Annotated in this window: 24 protein-coding genes; 14 read left to right on the top strand and 10 right to left on the bottom strand. The window is 40.2% G+C overall.

The window, feature by feature from the left end; translation table 11 throughout:
• The first annotated feature begins 39 nt into the window (after nt 1-39).
• Nucleotides 40-1,521: a sensor histidine kinase gene (locus tag ABJG98_RS17235; RefSeq protein WP_348280790.1), complete on the top strand. Its 1,482-nt coding sequence runs from the start codon at nt 40-42 to the stop codon at nt 1,519-1,521.
• On the opposite strand, the gene ABJG98_RS17230 is transcribed toward ABJG98_RS17235, so the two are convergent.
• Nucleotides 1,514-2,335 (bottom strand): DUF3667 domain-containing protein, encoded by an 822-nt coding sequence (locus tag ABJG98_RS17230; protein WP_348280789.1) that lies wholly within the window; start codon nt 2,333-2,335, stop codon nt 1,514-1,516. The two genes, ABJG98_RS17235 and ABJG98_RS17230, sit on opposite strands and share 8 nt — an antisense overlap.
• Before the next feature lie 77 nt (nt 2,336-2,412).
• Between ABJG98_RS17230 and ABJG98_RS17225 the strand changes: the two genes are divergently transcribed.
• Together ABJG98_RS17225 and ABJG98_RS17220 are read left to right on the top strand one after the other, a co-directional pair.
• Nucleotides 2,413-3,537 (top strand): histidinol-phosphate transaminase, encoded by a 1,125-nt coding sequence (locus ABJG98_RS17225; RefSeq protein ID WP_348280788.1) that lies wholly within the window; start codon nt 2,413-2,415, stop codon nt 3,535-3,537.
• Between the two features lie 92 nt (nt 3,538-3,629).
• Entirely contained in the window at nt 3,630-4,244 is a 615-nt protein-coding gene (locus tag ABJG98_RS17220) for a thioredoxin family protein (protein ID WP_348280787.1), read from the top strand.
• A gap of 25 nt (nt 4,245-4,269) precedes the next feature.
• Here the strand turns inward: ABJG98_RS17220 and ABJG98_RS17215 are convergent, their stop codons facing one another.
• Nucleotides 4,270-6,339: a transketolase C-terminal domain-containing protein gene (locus ABJG98_RS17215; RefSeq protein WP_348280786.1), complete on the bottom strand. Its 2,070-nt coding sequence runs from the start codon at nt 6,337-6,339 to the stop codon at nt 4,270-4,272.
• A gap of 265 nt (nt 6,340-6,604) precedes the next feature.
• Here ABJG98_RS17215 and ABJG98_RS17210 point away from each other — a divergent pair, with 265 nt between their 5' ends.
• Together ABJG98_RS17210 and ABJG98_RS17205 are read left to right on the top strand one after the other, a co-directional pair.
• Nucleotides 6,605-7,738 carry a Fic family protein gene (locus tag ABJG98_RS17210; RefSeq protein ID WP_348280785.1) on the top strand — a complete coding sequence of 378 codons (1,134 nt, stop codon included), beginning with the start codon at nt 6,605-6,607 and terminating at the stop codon, nt 7,736-7,738.
• Nucleotides 7,739-7,744: 6 nt separating this feature from the next.
• Nucleotides 7,745-8,200, top strand: coding sequence for a hypothetical protein (locus tag ABJG98_RS17205; RefSeq protein WP_348280784.1), 456 nt, complete (start codon nt 7,745-7,747; stop codon nt 8,198-8,200).
• Nucleotides 8,201-8,205: 5 nt separating this feature from the next.
• Here ABJG98_RS17205 and ABJG98_RS17200 read toward each other — a convergent pair whose 3' ends face one another.
• Nucleotides 8,206-10,359 carry a S9 family peptidase gene (locus tag ABJG98_RS17200; RefSeq protein ID WP_348280783.1) on the bottom strand — a complete coding sequence of 718 codons (2,154 nt, stop codon included), beginning with the start codon at nt 10,357-10,359 and terminating at the stop codon, nt 8,206-8,208.
• A gap of 45 nt (nt 10,360-10,404) precedes the next feature.
• Entirely contained in the window at nt 10,405-11,199 is a 795-nt protein-coding gene (locus tag ABJG98_RS17195) for a hypothetical protein (RefSeq protein WP_348280782.1), read from the bottom strand.
• Nucleotides 11,200-11,233: 34 nt separating this feature from the next.
• Between ABJG98_RS17195 and ABJG98_RS17190 the strand changes: the two genes are divergently transcribed.
• Complete coding sequence (locus ABJG98_RS17190; RefSeq protein ID WP_348280781.1) at nt 11,234-11,923, top strand: alpha/beta fold hydrolase; 690 nt, start codon at nt 11,234-11,236, stop codon at nt 11,921-11,923.
• Here the strand turns inward: ABJG98_RS17190 and ABJG98_RS17185 are convergent, their stop codons facing one another.
• From ABJG98_RS17185 to ABJG98_RS17175, 3 genes are all read right to left on the bottom strand, one after another.
• The gene (locus tag ABJG98_RS17185; RefSeq protein WP_348280780.1) at nt 11,924-12,676 is read right to left on the bottom strand and encodes an enoyl-CoA hydratase/isomerase family protein; all 753 of its coding nucleotides are present in this window, start codon (nt 12,674-12,676) and stop codon (nt 11,924-11,926) included.
• A 118-nt stretch (nt 12,677-12,794) separates the two neighbouring features.
• Nucleotides 12,795-13,220, bottom strand: coding sequence for a hypothetical protein (locus tag ABJG98_RS17180; RefSeq protein WP_348280779.1), 426 nt, complete (start codon nt 13,218-13,220; stop codon nt 12,795-12,797).
• Nucleotides 13,221-13,521: 301 nt separating this feature from the next.
• Entirely contained in the window at nt 13,522-13,797 is a 276-nt protein-coding gene (locus ABJG98_RS17175) for a hypothetical protein (protein WP_348280778.1), read from the bottom strand.
• Nucleotides 13,798-14,049: 252 nt separating this feature from the next.
• Here ABJG98_RS17175 and ABJG98_RS17170 point away from each other — a divergent pair, with 252 nt between their 5' ends.
• Genes ABJG98_RS17170 through ABJG98_RS17155 form a run of 4 tightly spaced genes read left to right on the top strand, consistent with a single transcriptional unit; the run spans nt 14,050 to nt 16,665 of the window.
• A complete protein-coding gene (locus tag ABJG98_RS17170) occupies nt 14,050-14,562 on the top strand; it encodes a hypothetical protein (RefSeq protein ID WP_348280777.1) in 513 nt (170 codons plus the stop codon).
• A 3-nt stretch (nt 14,563-14,565) separates the two neighbouring features.
• On the top strand, nt 14,566-15,231 hold the full coding sequence (locus ABJG98_RS17165) for a hypothetical protein (protein ID WP_348280776.1): 666 nt from the start codon (nt 14,566-14,568) through the stop codon (nt 15,229-15,231).
• Entirely contained in the window at nt 15,201-15,986 is a 786-nt protein-coding gene (locus ABJG98_RS17160) for a sensor histidine kinase (protein WP_348280775.1), read from the top strand. The genes ABJG98_RS17165 and ABJG98_RS17160 overlap by 31 nt, the downstream gene beginning before the upstream one ends.
• A 1-nt stretch (nt 15,987) precedes the next feature.
• The gene (locus tag ABJG98_RS17155; protein ID WP_348280774.1) at nt 15,988-16,665 is read left to right on the top strand and encodes a response regulator transcription factor; all 678 of its coding nucleotides are present in this window, start codon (nt 15,988-15,990) and stop codon (nt 16,663-16,665) included.
• Between the two features lie 2 nt (nt 16,666-16,667).
• Here ABJG98_RS17155 and paaZ read toward each other — a convergent pair whose 3' ends face one another.
• Both paaZ and ABJG98_RS17145 read right to left on the bottom strand, forming a co-directional pair.
• Nucleotides 16,668-18,719: a phenylacetic acid degradation bifunctional protein PaaZ gene (gene paaZ / locus ABJG98_RS17150; protein WP_348280773.1), complete on the bottom strand. Its 2,052-nt coding sequence runs from the start codon at nt 18,717-18,719 to the stop codon at nt 16,668-16,670.
• 5 nt (nt 18,720-18,724) lie between these two features.
• A complete protein-coding gene (locus ABJG98_RS17145; protein ID WP_348280772.1) occupies nt 18,725-19,315 on the bottom strand; it encodes a transferase hexapeptide repeat family protein in 591 nt (196 codons plus the stop codon).
• Nucleotides 19,316-19,429: 114 nt separating this feature from the next.
• Between ABJG98_RS17145 and ABJG98_RS17140 the strand changes: the two genes are divergently transcribed.
• Nucleotides 19,430-19,954, top strand: a complete 525-nt coding sequence (locus ABJG98_RS17140; RefSeq protein WP_348280771.1) for an outer membrane beta-barrel protein — start codon at nt 19,430-19,432, stop codon at nt 19,952-19,954.
• Between the two features lie 53 nt (nt 19,955-20,007).
• On the opposite strand, the gene pcaF is transcribed toward ABJG98_RS17140, so the two are convergent.
• A complete protein-coding gene (gene pcaF / locus ABJG98_RS17135; RefSeq protein WP_348280770.1) occupies nt 20,008-21,213 on the bottom strand; it encodes a 3-oxoadipyl-CoA thiolase in 1,206 nt (401 codons plus the stop codon).
• 174 nt (nt 21,214-21,387) lie between these two features.
• On the opposite strand from pcaF, the gene carB reads away from it, so the two are divergent.
• From carB to accD, 3 genes are all read left to right on the top strand, one after another.
• Nucleotides 21,388-24,204 carry a carbamoyl-phosphate synthase large subunit gene (gene carB / locus ABJG98_RS17130; protein ID WP_348280769.1) on the top strand — a complete coding sequence of 939 codons (2,817 nt, stop codon included), beginning with the start codon at nt 21,388-21,390 and terminating at the stop codon, nt 24,202-24,204.
• A gap of 12 nt (nt 24,205-24,216) precedes the next feature.
• The gene (locus ABJG98_RS17125) at nt 24,217-24,459 is read left to right on the top strand and encodes a DUF4834 family protein (RefSeq protein WP_348280768.1); all 243 of its coding nucleotides are present in this window, start codon (nt 24,217-24,219) and stop codon (nt 24,457-24,459) included.
• A gap of 97 nt (nt 24,460-24,556) precedes the next feature.
• Entirely contained in the window at nt 24,557-25,396 is an 840-nt protein-coding gene (gene accD, locus ABJG98_RS17120; protein ID WP_348280767.1) for an acetyl-CoA carboxylase, carboxyltransferase subunit beta, read from the top strand.
• Nucleotides 25,397-25,411: the final 15 nt, after the last annotated feature.

Raw genomic sequence — 25,411 nt, 5'->3', positions numbered from 1 at the left:
ATCTAATCGTTACTTTGTTAGCCTTAAGCAAGATAGATATTGACCACACCAGAGCTTTTTGAATTTAATACAACAGTTATTTTTTCCTCAATTTTTGGGATTTTGGGATTAAATAGTCTCTTGCTATACTTCGTGCTCAGGCATAAGGTATTTATTCATTTTTGTGTTTTTGTATTTGCTTTGGCTACGCATATTTCACTGCCACTTTGGGGTGAGAATTATTTCAGTTTTGTAAGTAAATTTTCTGTAATTACAGCCTTATCTACAGCTGTTGGCGCACTTTACTTCACCCAGTCCTTCATCGGAATTACCAGAGATAAGTATCGAATCTGGTGGATAATGTATCGGGTTTTGATTGTTGCAGCACTGATAATTATTGTGTGTCAGCTGCTTAATATGATTCTTTTAAGTAGCGACGCATTAAGTACTAGCCTTTCTTATTTGGCTGCTATCACAACTTTTCTCACGGTGCTCATCAATTTCACAGTATGCTTCTCCTTGTGGAGGAGAGAAAAACTTGCCAGCCTCTATTTATATACAAATCTGCCAATGATAGCAGCTTCTGCAGCCTATATCATAATTTGGTTTTCAATACAGGACGGTGGGACTGTGGATATTCCATATATAAGATTGATCATCTATAGTGGGATGGCGACTCAAATGGTACTTTTTTCGGTCTTTGTAGGATACAAAATCAAGAACATTGAGAAAGAAAAGCTTGTGCTTGAACGGAATATTAACCAGAAGCTGAAAAAGGAAGTAGATCTTCAAACAAGTTCTTTGAAAGAGGCAATGAAAGAAGTAGAGAAACAGAGAAATGAGCTTCAAAAACTCAATGACTTAAAGAATAAATTGTTCACCCTGGTGGCACATGATTTAAGAAATCCTCTACAAAATCTTTCGAGCTTAATAGAGTTGCTTGAGCAGAATTTGTTAGATCCTGAAAAAATGATCGCCTTTACACACAAGACCAAGGTAGGTTTATCTGAGAGCTTGGTAATCATGGAGCGATTGCTTCACTGGAGTTATAAGCAACTGGATGGAATTCATGTCCAGAAAGAACACATAGACCTTGACAGATTAGTGAATGACGTGAAATCTGAATTGAAATCTTTAGCAAACAACAAGAACATAAACATTGAAAATAACATCGGTAAAAACCATGTTTTCTTTGACAGAGATATGCTAAGAGTCATTCTTAGAAATCTCCTTTCAAATGCGATTAAGTTTAGTCATGAAGGCGGCGTTATAAGCGTTTCTGCTTATGCTGCAAATGATAAAATATCAGTAAGTATTCAGGATTATGGAATAGGAATGAATCCAGTATGGTATGATGAGTTGGTGAAAACCGGTAAGCCTGCGGTGAAAGCCGGTACAAAAGGTGAAAAAGGGAATGGCTTTGGTTTGTTGATTACGAAAGATTTTGTAGAGATGAATGGTGGTTCACTTTTATGCGAAAGTGAGGAAGAGAAAGGAACCAAATTCACCTTTAGCATACCAATTGAAAAGCAAGCTAGATAGACCAAAAGGTCACAAAAAAGAGAAGGGCTCTGTAAAGGAATAGCACAATAATAATACTCAACAGGCTCAAAATAGCATTTACGACGAGTCTTAAACCTCTGAATCCATAAAACTTATACTCTACTTTAATAAAGAAAAATAGTAGCATAAGACAGCTAATCGTTGAAATGGTGACATCAGAAAAAAGATTCACTCCTAAATAAGAAACAACTAAAAACAACCCACCTACCAGTTGTAAACAGTAAATCAGCAAAAAAGTCATTACCTCCTGTCCTATCGTCATCTGATCTGCTAGTAGGTTGCGCTTGCTACCTATGTGGATAGGCCATAGAAAAAATCCGATTAAGGTGGCCATCACAGTCAAAAGAAGTTTTGAGAGCTCAGTGGTCTTAGTGTTATATGCTTTTTCATAAACTTCAAACGCAACATCACGTTGGGTCACTTCCTCTGCTACCCATTGTTCCACGATCACACTATAGGGTAATCCATTCATCTGTATTTGTAGATTGGTAGTAAACGTATCGATAACAGGAAAAAGGAAGTAAATAAGGTTAGCTAGAAAAAATATGGAGACGGGCTTCATATAATTTTTGCGTCGGCCTTCAACGAACTCCTCAGAAAGCTTGCCTGGAGAAATGAGAATTGTTCTTAAGGTTCGCCAAAGCTTATTGTCTGCAAAAGTCAAGGCATTTATGAATTCACCAAGATAATGTTTGAGCTTTCTATCTTCCTGACGGATCACCTTCTCCCCACAATTATTGCAGTAGTTTCCGGAGAATTCAGTTTCACATGTTTTGCAAATACGTGTTTTCAAAGCCAACCGGTTGGTCATTTCAAAACTACTTAATCTTTCAATTCATTAAATTACTAAATCACTAATTTGAGAAAATCATGAGCATCAATAGACGTCAATGGCTTCAGCAAAGCCTGTTAGCTTCCACTTCCGTTTTGCTAGCAGGTGCTCCAATAGCCCAAGGATGTGCCAGTGAGCGACCAAAAGAAATCCTTGAGAAGGATGATCTGATACTTTTGAATTGGAATGAAAATCCTTACGGACCATCTGAGTCGGCTGTTAAAGCAGTGAATGATGCAATGAAATTTGCCAATCGATATCCTGATGAAGTGGCTGCAGAATTGAAAGAAAAGCTGGCGAAGAAGAATAACCTGAGGACGCGCAATTTTTTACTTACGGCTGGATCGACTGAGGTTTTATCCTTGCTGGGTCAGCATGTGGCACTTCAAAAAGGAGAGATACTGACGCCATTCCCTACTTTTCCGACAGCTTTAAGGTTTGGCGAACGTACAGGTGCAACAGTAAAAAAAGTGGACCTGGACTCCAATGATCGCATTGATCTGGATAAAGTACTGTCTGCTATTTCCAGTAAAACCACTATGGTATTTATCTGCAATCCCAATAATCCTACAGGAACAGAGGTGGTTACAGAAGACTTAAAGAGCTTTTGTAGAAATGTACCTGAAAATGTTTTGATCTGCGTCGACGAAGCTTATGTTGAATATTCGAATGCAGGATTGAAAGGAAGCATGATTGGGTTGGTGGATGAATTACCTAACCTGGTAATTTGTCGCACTTTTTCAAAAGCATATGGCTTGGCGGGGTTGCGAATGGGGTACGCAGTATCTCATAAGAAAAATATCGATGCATTAAGTAGAAGACACCTGGGAGCAGAAATCTCGACCGGATGGCCACCATTAGTAGCTGCCAGCGCTACCATGGATGATCCAGAGTTCCTAAATCAGTGCATTGAGAGAAATGCTGAAGGGAAAAAGATTGTCTATAATGCCTACGATTCCTGGGGAGTAAAATACAATCCTTCATCTACCAACTTTATTTATGCACGAGACGAGCGGTTTGAAGGAAACCTGATTGCAAAAATGAAAGAGCGAGGTATACTTATCACCAAGTGGCCCACCATGACCAATCATATTCGAGTGAGTATCGGAAAGCCTGAACACATGAAACTATTCGTTGAGACGATAAAGGGATTTTTGGTTTAGCGATAAGTCGTGTAGCCAACCATTCATTGCTTATAGTCTATTTCTGAAAACTTTTGAGGCCAGAAGAGTGTATCCATTCAAATCATAATTCAATGGATATAAAGAATATCATCGCCAATTCACTAAATCAATCACATTCAGCGGATGAGTATCAGGTTATTTTGAACAGCTTCGCTACGGAGGGAAAAACTTCCGGTGAGCAAAAAGAAGATTTAATCTACTATACCAAACTGAATGCTCAGCGATCCAGGCGAATTGGGAAGACCTCTATAATCGGTCCTAATTTGGTTGAACAAATACAAGCTATGCCCAAGCAGACTTGGTTATTGATAACAGAAACCTGGTGTGGGGATGCTGCCAACAGTGTTCCGATTATTTCAAAGCTAGCTGAGCTAAATCCATCCATTGAATTGCGCATTGTGCTGAGAGATGAGAATCTGGAGCTTATGGATCAGTTTTTGACCAAAGGCGGAAGGTCCATTCCAAAATTGATAGCACTTGATGAAGAGCTGAATGTCCTCTTTGACTGGGGTCCGAGACCAAAAGAGGCCCAAGACTTGTACTGGGGATGGAGAGCGCGTGATGATCGAGAACCTTATAAAGAATTTCAGGTGACCTTGCAGAAGTGGTACAATGAGAATAAGTCGGTAGCAATACAACAAGAATTATCTGAATTGGTAATGGCTAAAATGTCATCATCAATTTGAATTGATCCTGAAACAAGTGCGAGCTCTAATACGCCACAATTTCCTTCATCTTCTCACTGATGCGCTCCACATTAGGTACCACAGATTCCATCAATGGTACATTGTGAGGAAGTGGAATGTCTGGCATGGCTATTCGTTCCACAGGAGCATCGAGGTAACTGAATCCTTCGGAGACAAGAACGGCAGCAATCTCAGCTCCAAAACCAGCGGTAAACGCATCCTCATGCACGATCAGACATCTGTTTGTTTTCTTTATTGAATTCAGAATAGCCTCTTTGTCCCATGGCATAATAGTGCGTAAGTCGATCACCTCAGCAGAAATGCCGGTCACATCCACAGCCTCTTCACACGCTTCGCACATCGCTCCCCAGGTTACAATTGTTATATCAGACCCCTCTCTAAGGAGGCTGGCTTTACCAAACGGTACAACAAACTCATCTCCAGGATAAGGTCTACGGGCATATCGGTTATCGTTCAGGTTTCTATGCTCAAAGAACATGGTTGGATTGTCAGAGCGCATGGCCGATCGAATTAAACCCACTGCATCTTGTGCATTGCTAGGGAAAGCCACTTGCCACCCAATAGCATGCGCAAACATCACTTCATTTGTTACGGAGTGCCAAGGATCACCCACCTTGGCAAATCCTCCGGGCATACGTACAACGATAGGTGCGGCAAATCGGTTGGCTGTTCTCCATCGAGTAGTACCGCAGTTGTTGAGCTGTTCCATTGCAGGATCGGCATATTTACGGAATTGAATTTCCGCTACCGGCATTAATCCACCGTAAGCCATGCCTACTGCACGACCAATGATTCCTTCTTCCGAAAGTGAGGTGTCAAACACACGATCTTCTCCATACTTGGTCTGTAAGCCCATTGTCACGGCATGAACGCCTCCTTTCATTCCCACGTCTTCTCCAAAGACCAACACCTTAGGATTTGTTTTTAATTCGTAATCCAGCGCCAGATTGATTGCTTCACCAATGTTGATTCTTCGTTTATCTGGCTTCGACTCTTCACTGCTTGCAGGAAATGATTGATTTGACGGGCGTAAGCCACCAATTTCTTGAACTTGATCTGCTTCTGAGAATACAAACTTTTTAACCTTGCTGGTGTCTGGAGCCGGACGGTTAAGTGCAGCTTCAGCAGCTTGATCTACTATTTGTTGGGCTTCCTTCTGTAGGGCTTTCCAGTCCTTAGTCGAAAATAGATGTTCCATTGCTTTCAAAGGATCATTGGCTTGCTCTTTTTTCAGCAACTTTTCATCTTTATAGGCCTGGTTATCCTGATAAGAGTGACCATTCAGTCTTGGTACAGTAAGTCTTACAAGCGCTGGTCCTTTTCTGGATCGTACATGATCTGTACCTGCTTTCAATAGTTTGAACGCCTCTTCCGGGTTGGTTCCACTTCCATCCCAAATATCAAGGTTCTTAAATGATGCCAGATTCTCGGCAATGTTTTTTCCGGGTGTTTGATATTCACTGGTCACCGAGATACCATAGCCATTGTCTTCAATATAGAATAGTACGGGTAGCTTTTGTGTGGTGGCAATAGTCAGTGCTGACCAAAATCCATTTGTAGCAACAGATGCGTCTCCACCAAGAATAGCAGACATGGAATCTGCATAGGTTTTATCTTTTAATGTCTTTGCATGGTATTCTATGCTTTGTGCCCAACCTATCGCAGGTGTGTATTGTGCACCAACATCCCCGGCCATAGGTAGCACTACACATCCTCTGTCAGAACTTGGCATGTTACATACCACTCCAATGTCACGCCCGTCACTATATCCTCCTGATCGTGTAAGCGGTGCAGCAAGTGCGTCCTCAACAGAAAGCCCCAGCCCAATCATGAGCGGACGAGACCTGTAATATGCGCTAGCGGAATCTTTTGATCTGTCGAGTAAGTGAGCCAGTATCAACTGACCAAGCTCATGTCCTCGAGCGGAGAATTGGTACAATACCTTTTTCTCGGGAACGAGCTTATTCTCCTCCAGATCGTCCATAGCGCGTGAGATGAGCATCTTCAAGGCAATCTCTTTCCAGTCTATCGCGGAATCTTTTTTTTTCTTAGGTGCTATTGCTGTTTTAGACATATTCTTTTATTGGGTGCGCTAAGTTACAAAACGGATTAAAAGTCATTCTGAATTTATTTCAGAATCTGGCTATGGTCAGTTGGTTGGATTCTGAAAACACGTTTAGGGCCACTTCTGTTTTAGTGTCTGATTAAATAGTAAACACTAAAAAATAATAAAAATAATGTTTACTATCGTTGTGGACATCAAAATAAAAGCCTACTTTCGAATAGACATCAAAACACAATCGAATTGATGTTTACTAAAAAGTAGACACTAAAATGTCATGAAAGAACCCTTATTCAACATAAACCCTGACAGGAATGCACCCTGGAATGATCTTCCAGATTTACCCATTCACCCTGATTTGTATCGAACAGTGGACATCATGGAGCAATTGGGCAATGCTAAATCTGCCTTAGGGCGATTGCATGGAAGATCAGTAGCCATTCCCAACCAAGGTATTTTGATCAATACGATCAGTTTACAGGAAGCCAAGGCATCTAGTGAAATTGAAAATATCTTCACTACAGATGATGAACTCTATCAGGCGTATAGTGAGGAGGGGGAAGATGCAAATATCAAAGGTGCTCCTAAGGAAGTACTGCGCTACCGGGAAGCGCTTTGGGTAGGTCATGACCACTTGATGAAGCACCAGATGTTTGATATGGACTACTTCATTAAGATTTACCGAATGGTGAAGCAGACTAATGATGGCCTACGTCCACCAAGTGCACGAATATACATCAAGCAAGGAGGCACAGGACCAAATGCAGGAACTGCTATCTATACACCTCCAAGAGGTAAGGAAATCCTCGAAAATAAACTTCAAAACCTCCTGGACTTTGTAAACGATGACGTGAAATATCCCATTGATCCATTGATCAAAATGGCGATTGCACATTATCAATTTGAAGTAATACATCCTTTCAGAGATGGCAATGGACGTGCTGGACGAATTTTTAACATTAACATTCTGACGCAAAAAGGCTTATTAGATCTTCCCATCCTGTTTTTGAGCAAATACATCATAGACAATAAAAATGACTACTATTCGCACCTGGCGAGCGTGACACAGAGAGCCATGTGGGAACGATGGATCTTGTTTATGCTGAAAGCTGTAGAGGTGACAGCTAACCTTACCTTCAACAAAATCAATGATATTCTATCTGCTAAAGAAGGGATCATGGAGGAAATCGAAGCGGAAACGAAGATTCGCAAACCAGAACTGCTGGTACAGATGGTCTTTACTCAACCTTTGACCAAGGTCAGCCATTTGACAGATGCGAAGATTTATGCAGAGGCAACTGCCCGAAATTATTTAAATGAGCTGGTAGAATTGGGGATTCTTGAAAAGCGAACAATTTCCGGACATCATTACTATCTTAATTTAGAACTTTACCGAATTTTATCCGAATAATACGTTATGAGAAAATTTGTTTATGCGTTTGCCCTTCTTTCTTTTTCACTCGCCTCCGCTCAAGTAAACGAGAAGGTGCTTACAGATACCGTTGAATTTATTACCATCAAAGTAAAAGCCCTTGAAAGCCTAAACTATGGTCAAAATATCTATCGGTTGAATTATGAAGATTGTAATCTGGAATATGAAAGATCCTTTAAAAGTGAGGAGGGCAAGTGGCTCATTTACGATTTTTGGTTGGCTGATATCGATGAAGAAAAAATGAGTCTAGAATTTGATGAAGGGGGATGGAAAATGACACTTGTTTCGACAGGAGATAAAATCGAGTTTGATTCCAATAACGGATCAGGGTGGGTTTCAGAAGTCCATATGTATAGTGCAGATCAAGCACCCCTTGTCGAAATAGGAAGAGCCCTTTACTATGCAATAAAGAGTTGTAAAGGATTCGATAGATTTAAATAATAGTCTTACAATTTCTCCATGATGAACTTAGTCATCATCTGGTAGAGGTGTCCTCTTCTGCCACCTAAACCATGGGTTTTATCAGGATAGTAGAAGGAATCAAATTGCTTTCCTGCATTTAATAATTCTTCCTGAAGTGCAACCGAATTTTGAAAATGCACATTGTCATCGCCAGTTCCATGAACCAGCAGAAAATTTCCTTTCAGCTTGTCTGCGTGTGTATTTGGACTATTGTCATCATAGCCACCAGGGTTGTCCTGTGGGCGTTGTAGGTAGCGCTCGGTATAGATTGTGTCATAATATCTCCAGGTAGTTACTGGAGCAATAGCAATGGCAGTTTTAAACACATCATTTCCTTTTAAAATGCAGAGTGAAGACATATAGCCTCCATAGCTCCAACCCCAAATTCCCATTCTATTTTTATCGATATAGGGATAAGAACCCAGTGTGTTTGCTGCGGATATCAAGTCCTCAGTTTCATATTTGCCAAGTTGCTTATAGGTAACTTTTTTGAACGCCTCTCCTCTGTAGCCGGTTCCTCGGGTATCTATAACCGCAACGATGTATCCATTTTGAGCCAAGTACTGATGCCAAACAAAATGACCACCGCCCCAGCTATTGGATACATTTTGTGAGCCAGGGCCACTGTATTGAAAGATAAGCAATGGATATTCCTGATTTTCATCAAAATCTTCGGGCTTTAGGAAGAAACCATTCAGTTGATCTCCATTGTCATTAGTTACCTGAAAAAATTCTTTTTCAGCAAATCCATAAGCGTTCACATTCGCTTCGAGCTTGGAATTGTCTTCCATCACTTTTACTACCTGGTTGCCTTTTGTTTGATATAATGAAACACTCAAAGGCTTTGCTGCAGAGGAATGATAATCCATGTAATAGCTACAATCATCACTCATGTTTGTAAAATGTCTACCACTATCATTGGTAAGTTTTTTCTTTCCTTTTCCGGCGAATGAAACGGAGTATAGGTGTAGTTCTAGTGGTGAGTCTTCAGTACTTGAGTAGTATAATACTTTCTTCTTTTGATCGAGTCCAACAAGACTTCTTGCTTCATAATTTCCTCTAGTTATTTGATTGACTAGACTTCCATCCATATTGTACAAATAGAAATGCTTGAAGCCGCTTCGTTCACTGCTGAAAATAAATTGCTTCTCATTTTCCAGGTAAGTCAGATCATCACAAAAGGTGAAATCAATAAAGGTGTCAGATTTATCCGTAAGTACCACTTTGGAGCTCCCATCTTTTGCATCTACGTGCAAAATATCTAACTGATTTTGTAATCGATTCAATCTTTGAATCGCCAGTAGTTCTCCATTTTTTGTCCAATATATGCGAGGAATATAGACATCTGTTTCAGAACCAATGTCTGCTTTCACTTTCTTTCCATTAGACAGTTCGTAGGTGTATATCTCCACTATTGAGTTTTTCTCACCAGCTTTAGGATACTTATATCTATAGTCTTCCGGATAGTTGGCACCATCTTTCCATAATTGGAGATTGTATTCCCTAACCCCGGACTCATCCATGCGATAGTATGCGAGTCTTTTACTATCTGGAGACCATGCGAAGGCTTGAGTCAGAGAAAGTTCTTCTTCATAGACCCAATCTGTACTGCCATTGATAATGAAGTTGAACTTACCATCATTAGTTACTGCTACTTCATCGCCCGATGACAAGTCTAAATAAAAGAGGTTATTGTCTCTGGTGAAAGCTACTTTTGAATTATCTGGTGAGAGTGTAGCATATGATTGTCGTCCATCTGAGAGCTTGAGAACTGACTTTGAATTACGGTCATATAAGTAGAATACTGCAGTATAAGACCTCCGATAAATAGATGTTCGGTCTGTCATTATTAGAACTAAAGATTCATCATCACTGAAGCTATAAGAGGCAATTTTGAGGTCGAGAGCATCACCGTCAGCTATTGTTTCCACTTCATCACCTGTGCGCACACTGTACTTAATGATCTTATTGTCGGATAATGCACTGTAATATTGGCCATCGTTCATCCAATTGAGACTTCTAACTGAACGGGGCGAAAAAGTTCCGTCCGTTGCTTGCTCTACAGTTATTTTATTTTGGGCGTACCCCGCAATTACACTTGCGGCTAAAAGCAGGTAGGTAAATATTTTGACTCTCATGGTTGTAGTTGGTTATTCAGTTAAATGGTAGATAAAGCTAGCCATTTATTCACTTTGTGTTGAATCAGACTGATTAGCTTGCTGATACAGTTCACGTATTTCTCCTTCTGAGAAGTTTGGAAAAAATTGCTTAGCAATGAAAACAGCTTCTTGTTCATTTCTAGCGATATCCATATTTTCCATTAGAAGTTGCTTTTCAATGGCTCGACTTTTCTTTTGGCCAAGTCTCTCATTAATAAGCGGCAATGCACCTGCAGAAGCCTCTGCTACTCTGGCTGAAATCCCGCTTCTATCCGTTATCAGTGTGACAAACCGATCAAAATTGTCGTAGTTTTCTGTCCAGGTCATTTTATACTGTATGGTCTCTTTGTTGACGTTTGAGGGAATCGTTCGATACCTCCTGGAAGTTTCTGTGATGAGCCTTTCTACGTGTTCTATTTTCTTAATTTCTACAAAAAGTGATTGCAGCAAATTATACAATTCGAAATCTATAATTTCTGAGCTTTGTAAGCTAAGTGCGTACTGAATGGTCTGATAGTCGTATTGTGGTTCGATGAATCTGTAATCAGAAAAATTTTCATAATTGCCTTGCTGTAATACACTGGATAATCTTTTTGAGTAGTTACCCATTCCTTGTGAGATCCCAGACATTTGAAACCTAAAAGCCTCAAGTTCATATTTCAAAGCTGTAACCACTCGATCTTTCTCTTTTGCATTCTTAGCATCTTCTGCTTCGCTTTGAATAAGAAAGGCACAGTAAACCCCGATGATTACGATCAGGAGATCTATGAGAACCCAGGTGAATTTGTTTTCCGAGTTGAAAAGCTTTCGTAGGAACATATATTAGGTTTTGGTAAAAATATAAATTTATCCCATGAAGCAATTAATGCTAATTCATGGAGCTCTGGGTGGAGCAGATCAACTGATTCCACTCAAAGATTTGTTAAAAGAGGATTTCAAGATTCATCTTTTGGAATTTGAAGGGCATGGAAAGAAAGCTGCAGCCGGCTCATCATTTTCCCTCGAAAGTTTTGAACAACAATTCAGTAAAGCTTTATCTAAAATAGATGAACCCGTACACATCTTTGGTTATAGCATGGGAGGATTTATTGCTTTGCTCCATACAGCAAATGATAATAAACAAATCTATTCAATTACAACCCTTGGAACGAAAATGAAGTGGAGTCAGGTAATAGCTGAGAAGGAGACCAAGAATTTAAATGCTGCGGTAATCGCGGAGAAAGTGCCATGGTTTGCAGAAGCCCTGAAGAAAAGGCATGGTGATTATTGGCAAGATGTCATGAAAAGAACCGCGGATTTCATGAAAGAACTTGGAGAGATCCAGCCAGTACAGGAGTCAGCTATGAAAAAAATTGAAATTCCCGTTCAGTCGTGTCTTGCAGAAAATGACGCAATGGTTTCCATAGCAGAAACACAACAAGTACAAAAATGGATGACTAACTGCACATTAGAAATAATCCCAGAAAGCAAGCACCCGATTGAGCAAGTAGATCTAATGGCGCTTGCAAACACCATCAGGTCTTTTGTTCAATCACTAGACTAATTATTTGTTTTTAAACTGTTGAATAAAGTTTCTTGTGAAGTCAGAAAGCACCAACCTACCACTTGTTTCTGCTCTTTCAGCAAGAAGCTCATCCCAGTGGTCCGTTCCTTTCCAGAAAACTTTCTTCAATTCCGCCATTGCCTCGGGATTGTAAGCAGCAAGTTTTTGAGCTAATTCGTTCACGGCCTTATCTAAAGAAGCTACATCATCATAGAGCTTCCCGAAAAGACCTTTTTGGTGTGCCCATTTTGGATCGTAAAACTCATCGGGATTTATACCCATTTGAGACATAGCCGAAAGCCCCATTTTTCGTTCAATGGCTGGTCCCACTACGAATGGACCAATGCCTAATGCGAGTTCACTAAGCTTGATGGCTGAATGCTTAGAAGCAAAGCAGTAGTCTACAGATGCCGCAAGCCCGATACCACCACCAACGGCTTTTCCTTGTAATCGCCCAATTACAAACTTTGGCGCTTTTCGCAGGGCATTGATGACATTGGCGAAACCCATAAAAAATTCTTTACCTCTTTCGGCACTATCTATTGCGATAAGTTCATCAAAACTGGCTCCGGCGCAGAAAGTTCGATTTCCACCACTTTTCAATACAATGACTTTCACATCAGGATTATCTCCGGCTTCTGTTATTGTTTCAGCGAGCTTTTTGAGAATTTCTCCTGGCAGGGAATTGCTTTGTTCGGTGAAGAATTCAACGGTACCTATTCCGTCCTGTATGTCAAGTTTTACATAGTTCATGAAGGCAAAATAACCGAGATTAATTTTAACCTGCCAGAGGCTTTCATGTTTTTGTTCGTAACCAATAAAAGGGAAGCCGGTTTCCAGCTTCCCTCCATATATGAAATTGAAGAGCTACTTAGTGAGCTACTGTTATGGATCGCAAGACTAAATCATTGAAATCATTATCAACCCAATCTTCGGATAGGATGGTGGCAACCTCTATGCCATGATCGTTAAAAGGGATTGTAGTGAACACTTTATTAGGCGCATTGTTTTCAAAAGATCCATTTGGATCATAGGCGAAAGTTGCTTCTAATGTCAGAGGTAATTTTGCATTTGTATATTGAAGTACATTCCCACCTGACGGCTGCAATGGTGCTGGAGTATTGTTTTCCCCTTTACCTTGAAATGTTCCTTGTGCTACTACTTTCTGATCTGCATCCTTTACGATTACTTCTGCTCGCTGCGTAAATCCTGCATTTGTAACACAGGAAATATGACCTGTGGCTACCTGATTAGTGGCACCACTTGGATTAATACTTTGAACTACTGGATTCGACATTTTAATTGAATTTTAATTATTTCCTACTCTTTGGCTTTTCGGAAAACGCCCCTGCATTGTTATGGTATACAGAACCCATCATCTGATATCAGTGATGTAAAATTGACAAAACCAGTATATGTAAATAAGAGGTAAAACATTCGTTTTACGAATCAGGTATTTCTACCGGGTACGGGCGGTAAGACCTTTGGATGAACTGTCACAAAAAAAGAAAGCCCTCCAAAATTTGGAGAGCTTTTCCCAACCAGCTACCCCTTCGGAATTTCCGAAGAGTATTGAGTCTCTTAAGTTGATTAATCTTTCATGCAAGGTTACCGCCACGTTCAAAATCAATGGTCTGGCCTTCCATGCATGCGAAATGATACACTCCGTCTTTTCTTTGAACCTGCGCACCAAATTGTTTAGTATATCCAAGACATGGGTCGCCTCCCAGGTATGAATTAGATATGGTGACCACTCCGTTATTTTGATTGATTAGATTTTGTAAGATGAACTTGACATCCATGGCACGTCCGTTGTTTTCGTTTCCGTCTTTCAAAGCACCATAAACGGCAAAGTCTACTTTAATTCGAGACATGTTTTCTACAGATTTGGTGGTTCCTACTCTTAAGGCTTTTCAGAATGACTCCCCCGATTGAAAGAACTTTTTCATGAATCGGTGATGTAAAGTTGAGTGATGAAATACACGTTTAATAGAGGGGAATTATCCCTTTTTGAAAACAGGTAGATATACCTGTTTCCTATTTAAAGACGGTTAGAATTACTTGAATTTCATTTATAACTCCTTTAATAGGCTGAAGAATGATTAGAATTGTCAAAAAAAGTAACTATGAAAAACCTACTAAGAGCAATTTTTCTATTATCAATCATTTCATGTCAGCCTACAGCTACTGATGAAACCTCCGAAGGATCCGATTACGAAATAGGTGACACTGAGCCTTCTATGTATGCGGTTTCTTTGGCAGAAGCGCAACGAAACATCAAGTTTTATGATTCACTGTCAAAGGTAGCTTTGGGAGTTGATCCCATACGCGCATTTACTATTCGTTCAATAGATTTTGCGGAAGCAATAGGCTTACCTGAAAAAAATCTAAAGAAAGCTGAATACACCCATTTGAGAATCTACCTGGGACTGGATAGTGCCACAAGAGAATTTAAGATTTACCTGACTCCTGTAGACAGTGCAAAAATGAGTAAAGGTATCCCCGGTAAAGATGTAATTCTAAATGGTCCATATAAAGGAAATGGCAAGGGCCTTAGCGATGAAGATGGTCCGTACGTTTTGGATTTCTCACAGCCATGTCCCAATGCGTGCGACGATGGTAGCCCATTAAACGAATAACTAATGTTTGAATCGATCGCCAAGAGCGTAATCGACTATTCGAATATTCCTACGTTTATCGTTGGGATATATACGATGGCGATCTACAAAAGACTACCAAGGGAAATGAAGTATTTCTCTTGGTTTGTTTTTGTTTCGTTTGTCGTCCAGGTGATTGCGTCAATCTTGTTTTACAATAGTGAAAATAATTTGCCGCTACTCCATATTTACACGGTCGTAGGATTTGTTTGTCTGATAATTTTTTACAATCAGATCTTTGACGGACTTATAAAGCCATTAATTCTTTGGGTATTAGCTGCCGTATTTGTGGTCTACTCAGTGATCAATTCAATTTTCATACAAGATATCTATACTTTCAATTCATATGCTTTGAGTGTAGAAGCTGTAATCATCATCATACTATCACTTACCACGTTTGTCTTTTTGATGAATGACATTGTAAAGGAGAGGAGACTTGCTATTATTAAAAGCATCAGTTGGATCAATGCAGGACTGTTCATTTACTATTCATCCAGTCTTCTTGTTTTTTATTTCGGAAACATGATTATTTCTTTCGCGCAATCACCATTGGTTAGATATACATGGTTTATCTACGCATTATTTTCGATAATTATGTACTTCTGCTTTTTTGTCGGACTATGGAAGCGACCCAGGAAATCAATTTCTTAAGTATTCTACTGCCACTGGTTTTAGTGGTTTTCGTCATTGCCATTGGTGTTTTTTTGCTAAATCAACATTTTCAAAAAAATCTGATTCGCCAACAGCTTGAAAGAGAAGAACTCAGGAATAAGCATCAAAAGGAATTACTACAGTCAAATATTGAGGTTCAAGAGGCTGAGCGCAAGCGTATCGCCAAAGATTTGCACGATGAACTAGGTGCAACACTATCCATAGCTAAAATGCACCTGATGCGATTGGAACAAATGCATCCTTCATTGGAATCTAAAGGATTGTCGATAAGAAACGTCCGAAATATCATTGAAACATCAATTGCATCCGTTCGACAAATTAGCCATCACCTAATGCCAAATCAACTAGAGACTTTTGGTTTGATTCGTTCACTAGAAGGTATGGTGGATCAAATCAATGAATCGAAGCAGGTTGAAATTGATTTTGAAATACCACAAAACCCAAGCAAACTTTCGTGGGAAAAGGAATTGGGATTGTATAGAATTTTTATGGAACTGATACAGAATACCTTGAAGCATTCACAAGCAAAAAATGTGGAAATTTCCTGTCATGAAGATGATGGATTTGTGACAATGAGGTATAAGGATGATGGTGTCGGATTGCCTGAAAAAATGGTCCATGGTCTTGGGTTGAAAAGTATGGAAGCACGGATAAAGGCCGTTGGAGGGAGTTTGGAATTTATTCGAGGTGATGGATTTGCGGCTCGACTAACTGTTCCAATTAAGGATGATTAGCATGGAAAACATTATAAATATTGGATTGATAGAAGATCAGTTTCTATTCAGAGAGGGGATGAAGGCTATTCTTTCATCTTATGACGAATTTGAGGTTGTGATGGAATCTGAAGATGGATTTTCTGTTTTGGATAAACTGGAGAATTGTGAGGTAAAGCCAGACGTTCTTCTTGTGGATCTTTCACTACCTAAAGATGGTGACAATGACTTTGATGGCATAGCTGTAACAGATGCTGTTGTTGAAGATTACCCTCAGATTAAAATTTTGATTCTTTCTGTACATGACGATGATGCATTTGTCGCAGAACTTATTGAGCGTGGAGCTCATGGTTATCTGATTAAAGACTCAGACCCGAATGAGGTAACAGAGGCCATTAAGGCAGTCTACCACAAAGGTTCATATATCAATCAAAAGACCCTTTTGGCCATTCAAAAGAAGATGAATCAAAAGCATAAGACCAGTACAAGGAAGAGTCAGGATGAAGCACTTACTAAAAGAGAAATCGATGTGCTTCGATTGGTTTGTCAGCAAAAGACTACTGGTGAAATCGCTGAAGAGCTTTTTATAAGCTCAAAAACTGTGGATGGGCATAGAAATAACCTGCTACAAAAGACACATTCAAGAAATGTAGCAGGTTTGGTGCTTTATGCGATTAAAAAGGGGTTGATTGAAACTTGAAATCAGCTCTGATCCTTCTTCTTGATCATCGTCAAAATCGTTGCGATAGTGACAGTTTCACCAGTCTCATCATATACATCCACCAGGAACTTCACGATTCCTTTTGCGATATCATCTTTCTTTTCCTGGTCTACTTTTTCCTTAGCTGTGCATCGCACGCCTATTGTCATTCCAGGATAAACCGGCTTAGTAAATCGACATTCTTCTAAACCGTAGTTTAAAAGGACCGGGCCTTTTTTGGCCTGAACAAAAAGACCAGCCGCGGCTGACAATATAAAGTAGCCGTGCGCTACACGACCTTCAAATGTGGTCCCTTCCAGTGATGTCACATCGGTGTGCGCATAAAAATGATCCCAGCTGACATTCGCAAAAGTCACTATATCAGATTCTGTCACTGTACGTTTTGCGGTTATTACTGTATCTCCAATTTCGATTTCCTCGAAGTATTTTGAGAAAGGATGTTTTTCAGTATCCTTATATTCTCCACCATACTGGTATTGCTGTGTGATTTCTGTTAGAGTTGTAGGAGATCCTTGAATGGCTGTGCGCTGCAAGTAGTGCATTACACCTCTTTTACCGCCCATTTCTTCACCACCTCCGGCGCGACCTGGTCCGCCATGTACCAGCATTGGCATGGGCGAGCCATGACCTGTAGATTCCTTGGCACAAGCTTCGTTTAGTACAAGAATACGTCCGTGATGCGTCGCTGCGCCAACTACATATTCAGTGGCAATCTTATCGTCTCCTGTGGTGATTGATGTGCAAAGCGAACCTTTCCCTTTTTTAGAAATAGCAATTGCTTCGTCCATGGTTTTGTATGGGAGGATAGTGCTTACAGGACCGAAGGCCTCAATGGTGTGCACATCTTCAGCATCAAGGGGTTTTTGATTGACAAATAGAAGAGGTGACATAAAGGCACCTTTCTTCCAGTCAGCACCCATTGCTTCGCCGGTATTCTCTAGCGAGCCGTAAACAAGTTCAGAAGTCTTTGCGAGTTCTGCTACACGCTTGGTTACTTCTTCCAGTTGTTCCTTTCCTGCGAGTGCTCCCATGCGGACACCTTCTACATCTGGATCTCCGATGGCAGTTTTTTCAAAAGCTTTACCTAAGGCAATCTGCACATCTTCAACAAGCTTCTCAGGTACAATAATTCGCCTTACCGCCGTACATTTCTGACCGCACTTTACAGTAATTTCTTTTCGTACTTCTTTGATGAATAAGTCAAACTCTGGAGTGCCCGGAACCGCGTCTTCTCCCAAAACCGCACAGTTTAATGAATCAGCTTCCAAATTGAATGGGACAGAGTTTTCAACAATCTGTGGAAGCGTTTTAAGTTTTTTCCCTGTTTCGAATGAACCAGTAAATGTCACAACATCTTGAGAGTCTACATGATCCAGGATTCCATTTCCATACCCTGCTACTAACTGTAAGGATCCTTCAGGAAGGATTCCAGAATCAACAATTTCTTTTACCATAGCCTCGGTGACGTAACAGGTTTGTTCCGCCGGTTTCACGATGCAGGGCATTCCGGCAAGCCAGTTTACTGCTGCTTTTTCCAACATTCCCCAGATGGGGAAGTTGAACGCATTGATGTGCACAGCTACGCCTTCTTTTGGAACCATGATGTGATGCCCAACGAATGAACCGCCTTTCGATAATCCAACAGTCTCTCCGTCTACGTGATACGGCAAATCTGGAAATTGTCTACGAAGACTCGCATTAGAAAAAACATTCCCAATTCCACCTTCAATATCAATCCAACTATCTATTCGTGTGGCACCTGTTGCTTTGCTTGCTTCATAAAACTTCTCCTTGGCGTCCATTAAATGAAAAGCCAATGCTTTTAGCATGAGTCCACGTTCTTGAAAAGTCATTTTCCTCAATGCTGCATTTCCTACATTTCTAGCATGATCGTAGGCATCTTTAAAGTCAATACCTTCGATGGTGTGGGTAGCAACTGGTTCTCCGGTTATTGCATGATGAAGAATTTCCCCATCACCGGATCCTTCCATCCATTGTCCTGCTATGTAATGTTTTATTTTAGGTATTGCCATTTTTTCTATTTTGTCTCGTTCCAGGTTTTATAAGCTGCCGACGCTACAGGTCGGTCGGGTTCAATCTTTGCAAGTGGTTCACATTCCTTAAGTGTATCATAGCATTCTTTTGGAAGTTGCTGATATAACTTGGTTCCTTCCGTTTTCCATGCGATCATCTCATCACTTACGTCTTTTATTTTTTTGGCCGGATTTCCAACAATCAAACTGCGTGATTCAAACTTGGAATCTGCCTTCACAAAACTAAGTGCTCCAACTATACTTTCATTTCCAATTTCTGAATTATCCATAATCACCGCATTCATCCCGACAAGCACATTTTTTCCAATGTTTGCCCCATGAACAATTGCTCCATGTCCTATATGTGCGCTTTCCTCTAGTGTTATGGTTATTCCTGGAAACATATGAATTGTGCAATTCTCCTGCACATTACATCCATCTTTAATTACAATTCGACCCCAGTCTCCACGAATAGCCGCACCTGGCCCAACATAAACATCTTTTCCTATGATTACATCTCCCGTGACCGTTGCTTGCGGATGCACAAAAGCAGTTGGGTGAATGACGGGTTTTAAGTTGTTGAATTCGTAAATCATTGATACAGAGCTTTATAAGTCAATCTTTTAGTCAAAATACCATATTTATGGTATTTGTATTGACTAACAATGTCTTTAGTTTTGATATGTAAATTTCACTAACTAACTACCATTATGAAAAAAGTATTGTTAAGTATCTGTACGGTATTATTATTTACCTACACCGCAAGCGCTCAATTCCACATCGAACTTGGGCCAAATTTCAATATGCCGCAAGGTGATTTTGGCGATGCCTATGATCTGGGAATCGGCTTTTATATTGAACCAAAATATGCGATGAGTGATAACATTGACATAGGCCTTGTGATTGGATCCAATGGGTTTGCTGGAGCAGATTTTGGAGGAGCATCATACGGAGCAACATCAGCACTTGTTATCCTTCCAACTGCTACTTACAGATTTTCAACAAACAGCGTGACTCCATATGCTGGACTCGGACTGGGGCTTTATAGCTTTAAAGGAGCAGAGGTGACTTCTGGAACGGTTACATTGGAAGGAGAGAGCGAATCTAAGTTTGGTTTTGCACCAAGAGCTGGAGTTTACATTGGGCGTCTAAATTTGGGTGCAGCTTACAATATTGTAAGTGATGCAAATTATATCCAGTTTAATCTGGGAGTAAGAATTTTAAGTAGAGATTAAAATCCTCAATTATATCAAGAAAAAAAGCTGTGAGATTCACAGCTTTTTTTTATTTAAACCCTTTCTAAAATCACTGCATATCCTTGCCCAACTCCAATGCACATGGTGCAAAGTGCATACTTCTTATTTGTTTTTTGAAGTTGTAAGGCGGCAGAATAAGTAATTCTTGCGCCAGTCATTCCTAGTGGATGTCCTATAGCTATAGCTCCGCCATTTGGATTGATTCGCTCATCATCGTCGGCCATGCCAAGTGTTCGGGTACATGCAAGAGATTGCGCTGCAAAAGCCTCATTGAGTTCAATGATGTCTATTTGATCCAATGAGAGTCCAGCTTTTTTTAAAGCCATTTTTGATGCTTCTACAGGGCCAATACCCATGATTCTTGGCTCAACACCAACAACACCAGAGGATACGATTCTTGCCAGAGGTTTCAGGTTGTGATTTTTGACGCCATCCTCTGAGGATACAAGCACTGCTGCTGCACCATCATTTAGTCCTGAAGAATTTCCTGCAGTTACCGATCCATCTTTTTTGAAGGCAGCTCTAAGTTTATTTAATATCTCTAAAGATGAATTAGGCTTGATAAACTCATCCTTGTCAAAAATGATTGAATCTGCTTTTCGCTGTGGAATTTCCACAGCCACAATTTCTTCAGCTAACCTTCCATTCGTTTGGGCATTGCTTGCTTTCATTTGAGACCGGTATGCAAATGCATCTTGGTCGTCTCTGCTGATTTTATGAATTTCAGCCAGGTTTTCTGCAGTTTGTCCCATCCCATCGGTACCATAAAGCTCTTCCATTTTCGGATTGATAAACCGCCACCCGAAGCTTGAGTCATACATTTTCGCATCGGTTCCAAATGGTTTGGAAGATTTTGAAATAACCCAAGGGCCTCTGGTCATGTTTTCTACACCACCTGAAATAAACAAATCACCATCTCCGGTTTTAATTGCTCGGTTTGCATGAACGATAGCAGACATTCCTGAGGCACACAGTCTATTTACCGTTTCCCCCGGGACTGAAAAAGGAAGTCCAGCTAATAGAAGTGACATACGTGCAACATTCCTATTGTCCTCTCCGGCTTGATTGGCACAACCCATTATCACCTCGTCTATGGCTGCAGGATCAAGGGTTGAATTTCTGGCCATAAGTTCTTTGATCACAATTCCACCCAAATCATCAGTTCTTACCGGACCTAAAGAACCACCAAAATTTCCAATTGGTGTCCTAATACCATCTACAATGTATGCTTCTTTCATTTTATTCTGTTTTAAAAATCGAGCCTTGTCAGCCTGCAAATATTCAGTCAATTCGCTAACCTACCAATTAACCACATTACTAATTAAGAAATTCCTTTGTGGCCGATGTTCCATACTTTAATTTTGCCCGAATTTGTTTTAACCTGATTAACTAACAGGAACCACATTCATCCTATGCCTAAAAATCAAAACATCAAGTCAGTATTAATTATCGGAAGTGGACCCATCATTATTGGTCAAGCTTGCGAATTCGATTACTCAGGGTCACAAGCATCGAGATCTCTTCGTGAAGAAGGAATTGAAGTGACTTTGATCAATTCGAATCCAGCAACGATCATGACAGATCCGGTAACTGCTGACAACATCTACCTGAAGCCATTAACAAAGCAATCTATTCGTGAGATTCTGGAGGAGCATCCGCAAATTGATGCAGTACTTCCAACTATGGGAGGACAGACAGCTCTTAATCTGGCGATTGATTGTGAGAAGGCCGACATCTGGAAAAAATACAATGTACAGATGATCGGGGTAAACATAGATGCAATTGAAACGACGGAGGATCGTGAAAAATTCCGACACAAAATGATCGAGCTTGGGGTTGGTGTTTGCAAAGGAGAAACAGCCACGTCATTCTTAAAAGGTAAAGAGATAGCTCAGGAAATAGGATTTCCTCTGGTTATCAGACCTTCCTATACGCTTGGAGGATATGGCGGAGGATTTGTGAATACTCCTGAGGAGTTTGATAGTGCACTTAATGCGGGACTTCAAGCATCTCCAATTCATGAAGTACTTGTAGAGCAAAGCATTTTGGGATGGAAAGAATACGAGCTTGAGCTTTTAAGGGATAACCTTGGCAACATTATCATCATCTGCTCAATAGAAAACTTCGATCCTATGGGTGTACATACTGGAGATTCAATTACAGTAGCACCAGCCATGACGCTTTCAGATACCGTCTATCAAAAGATGAGAGATCTGGCAAAGATGATGATGAATGGGATTGGTCATTTTGCTGGTGGTTGTAATGTTCAATTCTCAGTAAATCCAGATTCGGAGGATATTATAGGCATTGAGATTAACCCAAGAGTCTCTCGATCATCCGCTTTGGCTTCAAAAGCAACTGGGTATCCAATAGCAAAGATTGCAGCGAAGCTTGCAATTGGTTACAATCTTGATGAACTAAAAAATCAAATCACAAAGACTACCTCTGCTTTCTTTGAACCAGCAATAGACTACACCATTGTAAAAGTCCCTAGATGGAACTTCGATAAATTCAAAGGCTCGGATAGAAAACTAGGACTTCAAATGAAGTCGGTAGGAGAGGCGATGGGAATTGGGCGAAACTTTCAGGAGGCCTTGCAAAAAGCCTGTCAATCTCTTGAGATTAAAAGAAATGGACTAGGTGCTGATGGCCGAGAACTCAAAGATCAGGACGCAATATTGTACAGCCTAGAGCATCCCAGTTGGAATAGACTTTTTCATATCTATGATGCATTTAAGTTGGGAATACCTTTCAAAACCATACATAAGCTAACCAAGATCGATCCTTGGTTCTTAAATCAGATAGAGGAACTTATCACGCTGGAAAAGGAAATTGAAAAGTACTCTGTGGAGGACATTCCTAAGGGGCTTCTCATGGAATCGAAGCAGAAAGGTTATGCCGACCGGCAAGTAGCACATTTGCTTGGATGTCTTGAAAGTGAAGTCTATACCAAGCGGAATGATCTTGGAATTAAACGAGTCTATAAACTAGTAGATACTTGTGCGGCCGAGTTTGAAGCTCAGACTCCTTATTATTATTCTACTTTCGAAGAAGAAAATGAATCGGAAGTTTCTGATAAAAAGAAAATCATTGTTTTAGGATCAGGACCAAATCGAATTGGACAAGGCATAGAATTCGACTACTCATGTGTACATGGTGTACTTGCTGCTAAAGAATGCGGCTATGAAACTATTATGATCAACTGTAATCCGGAAACAGTATCCACCGATTTCGATGTTGCAGACAAACTCTACTTTGAACCAGTTTTCTGGGAGCATATTTATGATATAATCCTTCATGAAAAGCCCGAAGGTGTGATAGTACAGCTAGGTGGTCAGACCGCATTAAAACTTGCAGAAAAACTTGAACGCTATGGTATCAAAATTATAGGGACCAGTTTCGAAGCTCTGGATTTAGCAGAAGCAAGAGGTAGATTCTCTGACCTATTGAAAGAACAAAATATTCCATATCCACTGTACGGAACAATTGAAAATGCTGAAGACGCAGTTGAGCTTTCCAAAAAGTTAGGATTTCCACTACTCGTTCGCCCGAGCTATGTGCTTGGTGGGCAGAGTATGAAAATTGTGATCAATGAAACTGAACTCGAGCAGCATGTGGTAGAAATATTAAAGGATAAGCCGGATGGTGAAATTCTGCTGGATCATTTCCTTGAAGGCGCAATAGAAGCCGAAGCAGATGCCATTTGTGACGGAGTGAATGTGCATATTATAGGCATTATGCAGCACATCGAACCGGCAGGAATTCACTCTGGAGATTCATATGCAGTCCTACCTCCTTACAATTTAGGAGACTTTGTAATGAGGCAAATCGAAGATTATACACAAAAGATTGCAATAGCCTTAAAAACAGTAGGATTGATCAATATACAGTTTGCAATAAAAGACGATAAGGTGTTCATCATAGAGGCGAATCCACGGGCATCGAGAACCGTGCCTTTCATTTGCAAAGCGTATAGGGAGCCTTACGTCAATTACGCAACAAAGGTGATGCTTGGTGTGAATAAAGTAACAGACTTTGAATTCAAACCCTATAAAAAAGGCTATGCCATAAAAGAACCAGTTTTCTCATTCCATAAATTCCCAAATGTAAATAAGGAATTAGGTCCTGAAATGAAATCGACAGGAGAAGCTATCTACTTTATTGATGATCTCATGGATGATTATTTCATGGAAATTTACGCTGAACGAAACTTGTATCTAAGTCGATAGGTTTATAAGGATATGATTAAAATACTGATCGTCCTAATCTTGGTAGGATACGTCTTTCATAAAATTGCCTCATTTTTCTTGCGAGGGATGTTTAAAGGCTTTAGCAGCAAAGATCAATTTGGTAATCAATACTCCACGAATTCTAGAAGAGCGCCAAACGGCAATCTGAATATAGACAAGGTTCCAAATAGAGGGTCAAAAAAAGGAGAAAATTTTGATGGTGGAGAGTATGTGGACTATGAAGAAATAAAGTAAAATACAGCGAAGCGGCTGGCTAAATTGATTCCCAAATTTCACAATTCATTTTGGCAATTATCACTTAGCTTTGCTCATTCACTGAGATAGAATTCGAATGGCGTGGTTTAAGCGACAAGACAAAGGGATACTCACAAAGACAGAAGATAAGAAGGAAGTGCCAGATGGACTCTGGTATAAGACTCCTAGTGGTTCAATCATTCATATGCGAGAGTTGAAAAATAACTCTTACGTATGTCCTGATGATGATTATCACGTTCGTATCGGCTCAAAAGAGTATTTCGAAATATTATTTGACAATAACAAGTTTACAGAATTAGATGAGGACATGACTTCTGGCGACCCTCTAAAATTCGAAGACACTAAGAAATACCCTGCTCGTATTGCAGCCACCCAGAAAAAGACTTCTTTGAAAGATGCGGTGCGGAGCGCTGCTGGGAAAATGAATGGAATCAATATTGTGGTAGCCTGCATGGACTTTTCCTTCATTGGAGGATCTATGGGTTCTGTTGTGGGAGAGAAAATCGCTAGAGCTATTGAGTATTCATTGCAAAAGAAGATTCCATTTTTGATGATTTCCAAATCAGGAGGAGCGCGGATGATGGAAGCTGGATTTTCATTGATGCAAATGGCTAAAACTTCAGCCAAACTCGCACTCCTTTCGGAAGCAAACATTCCATACATTTCATTACTTACAGACCCAACGACTGGAGGAGTGACTGCATCATATGCGATGCTCGGTGATTTTAATATTGCTGAACCAGGCGCACTAATCGGATTTGCGGGACCTAGAGTAATTAGAGAAACAATAGGGAAAGATTTGCCGAAAGGGTTTCAAAGTGCAGAATTTGTTTTAGATCATGGTTTCCTTGATTTTATTGTAGATAGACGACAATTAAAGTCCAGATTAACCATGTTGTTAAAAATGCTTGATTAAGGCAACAATTTTAGC

This window comes from Ekhidna sp. (assembly GCF_039960695.1).
In the GTDB taxonomy this organism is placed as follows: Bacteria; Bacteroidota; Bacteroidia; order Cytophagales; family Cyclobacteriaceae; genus Ekhidna.
This window is presented reverse-complemented; position numbering and strand designations above follow the sequence as displayed.